The sequence below is a fragment of the Arenimonas sp. genome, from assembly GCF_019459675.1.
Taxonomy (GTDB): Bacteria; Pseudomonadota; Gammaproteobacteria; order Xanthomonadales; family Xanthomonadaceae; genus Arenimonas.
The window spans coordinates 1-7,198 of the sequence record NZ_JAIBFH010000431.1 but is presented as its reverse complement, the minus strand read 5'-3'; the positions used below and the strand labels follow the sequence as shown (position 1 = coordinate 7,198).

Genomic DNA, 7,198 nt, shown 5'->3' with positions numbered 1-7,198 from the left:
GTGATGCGCCAGGCCAGCGCCGGCTGCGCCCGCGCCAGCGTGTCCAGGCGCGCGCTGGCCTGGCGCCGCGCCATCTGCTCGAGGAAACGCGCCGCCAGCAGGAACAGCACGAACATCACCGCGGCGTCGAACCAGACGTGCGTGCCCCCGCGCAGGGTCTCCACCAGGCTGGCGAAGTAGGCCAGCAGCACCGAGCTGGCCACCAGGGTGTCCATCGCGGGCTGCCGGTTTCGCAGTTCGTTCACCATGCCCGCGATGAACGGCCAGCCCGAGAAGAACACCACCGGCGTGGACACCAGGAAGGTGATCCAGCGGAAGAAATCCCGCGTGGGCACCGACATCTCGCCGGCGGTGTCGAGGTAAAGCGCCTCGGCGAACATCATGGCCTGCGGGGCGCCCAGCGCCGCCACGCCGAGGCGGGCGATCATGCGGTTGCGCTCGCGGCGGCGCTCGCGCTCGGCGGCCTCGCCCTGCGCCAGGTGCGGGCGGTAGCCCAGCGCGGCCAGGCGCACCAGCAGCTGTGAAAGCGGGGTGCGCGCCGGGTCCCAGCCCAGCCGCACGCGTCCCGTGATGGCATTGGCCCCCACTTCAAGTACGCCCGGTTCGCGCAGCAGCGCGCGGTCGATCAGCCAGGCGCAGGCCGCGCAGTGCATGCCTTCCACCACCACGGTGATCTCGTTGCCCTGCGGCGTGGACAGCACGTGGCCGGACTGGATGTCGGCGCGGTCCCAGCTCAGGAAGTCGCCGGCGTCGGCGACAACGCGCGCACCGTCGGCGTCGGAGCGCAGGCGGTAGTAGTCGCCCAGGCCCGCGTCGCGGATCCACTGCGCGGCCGCGCCGCAGCCATGGCAGCAAACCGGGTGCGTAACGCCTTCCAGGGTGACGGTGGGCGGCGAGTCGGGCAGGGCATCGCCGCAGTGGAAACAGACCGCGCCGACCCCTGCGTTCATCGGGTCGAAACCGCGGGCTCCAGCTGCACTTGCGTGTCGCCGGGGCGATAGCGGCCCACCAGGCGCCAGCTGCCGTCGGCAGCCACCACGCGCAGGTGCCAGGCCTGCTTGCCGGCCAGCGCCACGTCGCCGCGCCAGCCGCGCGGATCGGGCCTGAGGTCAACCGCGATATCGAGGCTGTTCTCGATCGGATGCACCAACTGCAGCTGTGGAGCGACCGTGCCCGCGGAGGGCATCACTTCCACCAGCACCGATCCGGCTTCGATCACCACGCGTCCCCGCAGCCCCTGCCGCGCGGCGTTCTCGTCGGGTTCAAGCGAACTGACCTGGATCTGCGCGGTGCGGCGCACGGTGTCGGGGTTGGTATCCACGCCGCTTTCGCTGGCCGCCAGCCACAGGGTCCAGAAACCGGCCACCACGGTGCACGCGGGGATGATGATCATCAGCCAGGCCACCGGATTGCGGCGCCATTGCCCTTGGGGTTTTTCCTGTGTCATCACAGCGGCCCGAAGAACCGCGTCTCCTCTTCTACCTTGATCTTGCCGTCTTCGCTGGTCACCAGGAAGCGTACGTCCATCCGGCCCTTGGCCAGCCCGGCGGGTGCCGCCAGGGTGACACCCACGGTGAGCACCTGCTCGGCGTCCGCCGGATGGGTGGCGCCGGACTCCACCAGGGTGACCCCGGGCGGGCCGATCACGGAGATGGTGTACACGTGCGGCTTCATGTCCTTGTTGACGATGCGCAGCATGTAGGCGTTTTCCACGCTGCCGTCCTGGGCCACCCGGTACAGCGCATTGCGGTCGCGCGTGGCGTCCACCAGCAGCGGGGTGCGGGTGGCGATGCCCAGCGCCGATCCCAGCAACAGGCACAGAAGCAGGGTGCCGTACACCAGGATACGCGGCCGCAGGATCTTCGACGGCTGGCCGTCCAGCGCATTCTGCGTGGTGTTGCGGATCAGGCCGCGCGGGTAGCCCATCTTGTCCATCACCGAATCACAGGCGTCCACGCAGGCGCCGCAGGCGATGCACTCGTACTGCAGGCCATTGCGGATGTCGATGCCGGTCGGGCATACCTGCACGCAGATGGTGCAGTCGATGCAGTCGCCCAGGTCCTCGGGCCTGGTGACCAAGGGCGGCGGCGGCAGGCCGCTCTGCACGTCCACCACCAGGCCGGTGGTGGCGCGGGCGCCCATCTTCAGGTCGGCGGCGCTGCGGTGCTGTGCGGCGTGCACCACGGCGCTGGTGGCCACGTCCATGCCCAGCAGGCCGCGGGCACGTTCGAGCACGCTGGACAGCTGGTTCTTCTTGCGCGCACCGCGGGGTTCGCCGCGCATCGGGTCGTAGGCGATGATCAGGGTGTTGCGGTCGAACATGGCGCTCTGGAAGCGCGCATACGGGCACATGTACTTGCACACCTGTTCGCGCAGCACTCCGGCATTGCCCCAGGTGGCCAGCGAATAGAACAGCACCCAGAACACTTCCCACCCGCCCCATTCAAAAGGCGACAGGCGCGCGGCAAGGTCGCGGATGGGCGTGAAGTAGCCAACGAAGGTGAAGCCGGTCCAAAGCGCGAACACCAGCCACAGGAAGTGTTTGGAGCCCTTGCGGATGACCTTGTCGCGGCTCCACGGCGCGGCGTCCAGCTTCATGCGCTTGTTGCGGTCGCCCTCGGTCCAGCGCTCCATCCAGATGAACACTTCCGTCCACACCGTCTGCGGGCAGGCATAGCCGCACCAGAGGCGCCCGGCCAGGGCGGTGAAGAAGAACAGCGTCAGGCCGGCCATGATCAGCAGCAGCGCGAGGTAGAAGAAGTCCTGCGGCCAGAAGCTCAGGCCGAAGACGTAGAACTTGCGCGCCGGCAGGTCGAACAGCACCGCCTGGCGGTCGTCCCACTGCAGCCAGGCGAAGGCGTAGTACATGCCCAGCAGCCAGATGACGGCGGCCTTGCGCAGGCGCTGGAAGCGGCCGTCCTGTTCGCGCGGATAGACCTTGCGCTCGGAAACGTAGAGGCCGACCTCTTCTTCCAGCAGTTCGACCGGGATCTTGCCTGCCATTACCGTTTAATCCTTCGCCAGCGGCTTGTTGAAACGACTCGCAGGACGCAGGAGTATCCAGGTGAACAGGCTGCTGCTGGCCGTGCAGGCCCAGAACATGAAGAACCCGATCGTGTAGCCAAAGCCCCGGCTGATGTCGAACTGCGGGAAGGTGAAGTCGCGCAGCATCAGCGGGTCGACGAAGGCGAAGAACACCATGGTCGCCACGCCCGCCGCGAAGAAGCTCGGCCAGAGTATCGCGCCCACCCGCTGCGCCAACGGGCGCGGCGGATGGTCGAATCGCGACTCGGCCTCGACCCTCATGGTGTCGGCGCCGCCGCGGCCTTGTCACCGTGCGACAGCGACCAGACGTAGGCCGCCGCGATCCGGGTGCGGGTCTCGCCGATGATTGGTTCATGTGCCGGCATCATGCCGTTGCGGCCCATCCGGATACCGGTGCCGATGGTTTCGAAGTCGCTGGCGTAGAGCCAGATGTCGTCGGTGAGGTTGGGCGCGCCCAGGGCCGGGTTGCCCTTGCCCTCCGGGCCGTGGCAGGCGGCGCAGACCGCGAAACGGGCCTGGCCGGCGGCGGCCAGGGCCGGATCGGTCTTCATGCCCGAAAGGCTCTGCACATACGCCGACACCTCGGTGACGCCGACGCTGCCCCCCAGCACCGCCTCCAGCGGCGGCATGGCGGCCTGGCGGCCCTGCAGGATGCTGGTGAGGATTTCATCGGGCGATCCGCCCCACTGCCAGTCGTTGTCGACCAGGTTGGGGAAGCCCTTCGCACCGCGTGCGTCGGAGCCGTGGCACATGGCGCAGTGGTTGGCGAACAGGCGCGAACCAAAGGCCAGCGCTTCGGGGTCCTTGGCGATCTGGTCGATGGGCATGCCGTCGAAGCGGCCATAGGCCTGTGCAAGACGGGCATCGGCCTCGGCCTTTTCGGCGTCATGTTCCTTGGCCGAACTCCAGCCAGAGGTGCCGGCGAAGTTGCCCAGGCCCGGGTACCAGATCAGGTAGCCGATGGAGTAGAGGATGGTCAGGTAAAACAGGATGATCCACCACTTCGGCAGCGGCTTGTTGTACTCGGTGAGGTCGCCGTCCCAGACGTGGCCGGTGGTTTCGGTGGTGTTGCCGTCGGACTTGCGCTTGCGCGCCGTCCACCACAGCAGCCAGGTGGTGGCCGCGATGTTCAGCACGACCAGGAAGATGACGTAGAGGGACCAGCCGGTGGTCATGGAATGTTCTCGCTCTGGTCTTCAAGGGGAATGCGGGCGGCGGCGTCGAACTCGGGCGCGCGGCGCTTGCTGTAGGCCCACGCCACGCCGCCGATGAAGGCGACGAGGGCGATGACCGTGAAAATGCCGGTGGTCATGTGTTCACCCCTTCGGTGCGTTCTTGCCCAGCGCCTGGAGGTAGGCGATGAGCGCGTCGAGTTCGGTCTTTCCGGCCACATCGGCGGCGGAGTTTTCGATCTCTTCGTCGGTGTAGGGGTCGCCCAGCGTCTGCAGGGCGCGCATGTTGCGCGCCACGGCGACAGGATTCACCGCAGCCTCGGCCAGGAACGGGTAGCCGGGCATGTTCGACACCGGCACCACGTCACGCGGGTTGATCAGGTGCACGCGGTGCCAATCGTCGGAATAGCGGCCGCCGATGCGCGCCAGGTCCGGGCCGGTGCGCTTGCTGCCCCACTGGAACGGACGGTCGTAGACCGATTCGCCGGCCAGCGAGTAGTGGCCATAGCGCTCGGTTTCGTGCCGCAGCGTGCGCACCATCTGCGAGTGGCAGTTGTAGCAGCCCTCGCGGATGTAGATGTCGCGCCCGGCAAGCTGCAGGGCGGGGTAGGGCTTCACGCCCGGCAGCGGCTTCACCGTCTCGGCCTGGTACATCAGCGGGACGATTTCGGCCAGGCCGCCGAAGGAGATGACGACGGCAATCAGCAGCGCCATCCAGCCGATGTTGGTTTCGATTTTCTCGTGGCTCATGTCGGGGTCCTCAGGCGTGGCTGGCGGCAGGGTCGGCCGGGATCAGCACCGGCGTATCCACCAGGCCCTTGGCCTGCTGGAAAGTGCGCACCACGTTGATCACCATGAGCACCATGCCCACGATCACCAGCACGCCGCCCAGGAAGCGGATCAGGTAATAGGGATAGTTGAACTTGACGATCTCGGCGAAGGCGTAGGTGAGCGTGCCGTCGGCGTTGCTGGCGCGTGCCATCAGGCCCTGGCCGATGCCGGCGACCCACATCGAGGCGGCATACAGCACCACGCCGATGGTGTGCACCCAGAAGTGCAGGTCAATGAGCTTCATCGAAGCCATGTCCTTCAGGCCCAGGCAGCGCGGGATCACCATGTAGATCGAGCCGATGGAGATCATGGCCACCCAGCCCAGCGCACCGGAGTGCACGTGGCCGATGGTCCAGTCGGTGTAGTGGCTGAGCGCGTTCACGGTCTTGATGGACATCATCGGACCTTCGAAGGTGCTCATCATGTAGAACGAGATGGCCACGATCATGAACTTGATGATCGGGTCGGTGCGCAGCTTGTGCCAGGCGCCCGAGAGCGTCATCACGCCGTTGATCGCGCCGCCCCACGAGGGCGCCAGCAGGATCAGCGAGAACACCATGCCCACCGACTGAACCCAGTCGGGCAGGGCCGTGTAGTGCAGGTGGTGCGGGCCGGCCCACATGTAGATGGCGATCAGCGCCCAGAAGTGCACGATGGACAGGCGGTAGCTGTAGATCGGGCGGTTGGCGCGGCGCGGGACGAAGTAATACATCATTCCCAGGAAGCCGGCGGTCAGGAAGAAGCCCACCGCGTTGTGGCCGTACCACCACTGCACCATCGCATCCACGGCGCCCGAGTAGATCGGGTAGCTGTGCATCATGCCGGCCGGGATGGCCAGCGAGTTGACGATGTGCAGCAGCGCCACCGCGATGATGAAGGCGCCATAGAACCAGTTGGCCACGAAGATGTGCTTCACCCGGCGCTTCATGATGGTGCCGAAGAAGATGACGCCGTAGGCGACCCAGACCAGGGTGATCAGGATGTCGATCGGCCAGGCCAGCTCGGCGTACTCCTTGCCCTGGGTGTAGCCCAGCGGCAGCGAGATGGCCGCGGCCAGGATCACCAGCTGCCAGCCCCAGAACACGAAGGCGGCCAGCTTGTCGAACACCAGGCGCACGTGGCAGGTGCGCTGCACCACGTAGAGGCTGGTGGAGATCAGCGCGCAGCCGCCGAAGGCGAAGATGACGGCATTGGTGTGCAGGGGACGCAGGCGCCCGAACTGCAGCCAGGGAATGTCGAAGTTCAGGGAGGGCCAGTACAGCTGGGCGGCGATGATGACCCCCACCAGCATGCCCACCACGCCCCAGGCCACGGTCATCACTGCAAATTGCAGTACGACCTTGTCGTTGTAAGTTTCCGTCTTGTTGTCCAGCGTCATCTGAGCGCCCCTGATTGCTTGCCGCCAAGTATGGCCAGCCGGCCCGGTGGCCCGCTTGACCCATGTCAATTGCGTTAACGCTGGCCTTGCCGCGGCCGGCCAGCGGGGCCACCGTGCACCATACTCGCGGTGGCAGTTCTGGTGTGTGCGCTGGCGCGCCCAGCGTGTTGCCGGGGCACTGTCACGCGCCCCTACGCCACCTCAAGCTAGCGTGTGTGCCCAAGTCCCAGCCCACCAACGGATGCCCCCATGAACGCCACTGCCAAACCCGATGCCCCCACCGCGGCCGATACCGCCGCCACGCGCGATATGTTCGCCGCCCATGCACTGGCGGCACTGATCGCCGGCCCCAAGCTGGCCGGGGTGCCCCGTGCCGACATGGACGGCATGGCCAAGCAGGCTTACGAGTACGCCGACGCCATGATCAAGGCCCGCGCGCGCTGAGGACCCGGGCCGGGCCCGGCCTATTGCGCCGGCTTGCCGGTGCTGCCGGCCAGCGCCGCCTTCACTGCGGCCAGGAACGCCGGGTCGGGCACCGGGCCCAGGCGCTCGGTGCGGGCCAGGACGCGGCCCTGGTGGTCCAGCAGCACCAGCGCGCTGGTGTGGTTGAACTCGCCCTCGGCCAGCGCCCGGTAGCGCACGCCCAGCAGGGCCGCCACGCTGCGGACATTGGCGGCATCGGTGCGGGCCAGCGCCCAGCGCGCCGGATCAAGCTTGCGCTTGCGGGCCACCGAGGCCAGCGCGGCGGTGTCGTCGCGCGCCGGGTCCATGC

General features: G+C 67.5%; 9 protein-coding genes and 1 pseudogene. 1 reads left to right on the top strand and 9 read right to left on the bottom strand.

Going from position 1 to position 7,198, the window contains the following annotated elements; all coding sequences use genetic code 11:
* The 8 genes from K0M70_RS14230 to ccoN form a co-directional block, all read right to left on the bottom strand.
* On the bottom strand, window positions 1–950 hold a 950-nt coding region (locus K0M70_RS14230; protein WP_290783049.1), incomplete at its 3' end, for a heavy metal translocating P-type ATPase metal-binding domain-containing protein.
* The gene (locus K0M70_RS14225) at window positions 947–1,393 is read right to left on the bottom strand and encodes a FixH family protein (RefSeq protein ID WP_290783048.1); all 447 of its coding nucleotides are present in this window, start codon (window positions 1,391–1,393) and stop codon (window positions 947–949) included. The genes K0M70_RS14225 and K0M70_RS14230, both read right to left, overlap by 4 nt.
* Before the next feature lie 53 nt (window positions 1,394–1,446).
* Entirely contained in the window at window positions 1,447–3,003 is a 1,557-nt protein-coding gene (locus K0M70_RS14220) for a 4Fe-4S dicluster domain-containing protein (protein ID WP_290783046.1), read from the bottom strand.
* Window positions 3,004–3,009: 6 nt separating this feature from the next.
* Window positions 3,010–3,306, bottom strand: coding sequence for a hypothetical protein (locus K0M70_RS14215; RefSeq protein ID WP_290783044.1), 297 nt, complete (start codon window positions 3,304–3,306; stop codon window positions 3,010–3,012).
* Window positions 3,303–4,220, bottom strand: a complete 918-nt coding sequence (gene ccoP / locus K0M70_RS14210) for a cytochrome-c oxidase, cbb3-type subunit III (RefSeq protein ID WP_290783043.1) — start codon at window positions 4,218–4,220, stop codon at window positions 3,303–3,305. The genes K0M70_RS14215 and ccoP overlap by 4 nt, the downstream gene beginning before the upstream one ends.
* Window positions 4,217–4,357, bottom strand: coding sequence for a cbb3-type cytochrome c oxidase subunit 3 (locus K0M70_RS14205; RefSeq protein WP_290783042.1), 141 nt, complete (start codon window positions 4,355–4,357; stop codon window positions 4,217–4,219). The genes ccoP and K0M70_RS14205 overlap by 4 nt, the downstream gene beginning before the upstream one ends.
* Window positions 4,358–4,361: 4 nt before the next feature.
* A complete protein-coding gene (ccoO, locus tag K0M70_RS14200) occupies window positions 4,362–4,967 on the bottom strand; it encodes a cytochrome-c oxidase, cbb3-type subunit II (protein ID WP_290783041.1) in 606 nt (201 codons plus the stop codon).
* 10 nt (window positions 4,968–4,977) lie between these two features.
* On the bottom strand, window positions 4,978–6,426 hold the full coding sequence (ccoN, locus tag K0M70_RS14195; RefSeq protein ID WP_290783039.1) for a cytochrome-c oxidase, cbb3-type subunit I: 1,449 nt from the start codon (window positions 6,424–6,426) through the stop codon (window positions 4,978–4,980).
* A gap of 249 nt (window positions 6,427–6,675) precedes the next feature.
* Between ccoN and K0M70_RS14190 the strand changes: the two genes are divergently transcribed.
* Window positions 6,676–6,870: a hypothetical protein gene (locus K0M70_RS14190; protein WP_290783037.1), complete on the top strand. Its 195-nt coding sequence runs from the start codon at window positions 6,676–6,678 to the stop codon at window positions 6,868–6,870.
* Window positions 6,871–6,890: 20 nt separating this feature from the next.
* Here the strand turns inward: K0M70_RS14190 and K0M70_RS14185 are convergent.
* Window positions 6,891–7,198, bottom strand: a pseudogene (locus K0M70_RS14185) (SCO family protein); the annotation flags it as partial.

Bases quoted from the DNA above. Each gene is read 5' to 3' on its own strand.
- ccoO (WP_290783041.1), bottom strand. From the start codon at position 4,967: ATGAGCCACGAGAAAATCGAAACCAACATCGGCTGGATGGCGCTGCTG.
- K0M70_RS14190 (WP_290783037.1), top strand. From the start codon at position 6,676: ATGAACGCCACTGCCAAACCCGATGCCCCCACCGCGGCCGATACCGCC.
- ccoN (WP_290783039.1), bottom strand. From the start codon at position 6,426: ATGACGCTGGACAACAAGACGGAAACTTACAACGACAAGGTCGTACTG.
- K0M70_RS14225 (WP_290783048.1), bottom strand. From the start codon at position 1,393: ATGATCATCATCCCCGCGTGCACCGTGGTGGCCGGTTTCTGGACCCTG.
- K0M70_RS14205 (WP_290783042.1), bottom strand. From the start codon at position 4,357: ATGACCACCGGCATTTTCACGGTCATCGCCCTCGTCGCCTTCATCGGC.
- ccoP (WP_290783043.1), bottom strand. From the start codon at position 4,220: ATGACCACCGGCTGGTCCCTCTACGTCATCTTCCTGGTCGTGCTGAAC.
- K0M70_RS14215 (WP_290783044.1), bottom strand. From the start codon at position 3,306: ATGAGGGTCGAGGCCGAGTCGCGATTCGACCATCCGCCGCGCCCGTTG.
- K0M70_RS14220 (WP_290783046.1), bottom strand. From the start codon at position 3,003: ATGGCAGGCAAGATCCCGGTCGAACTGCTGGAAGAAGAGGTCGGCCTC.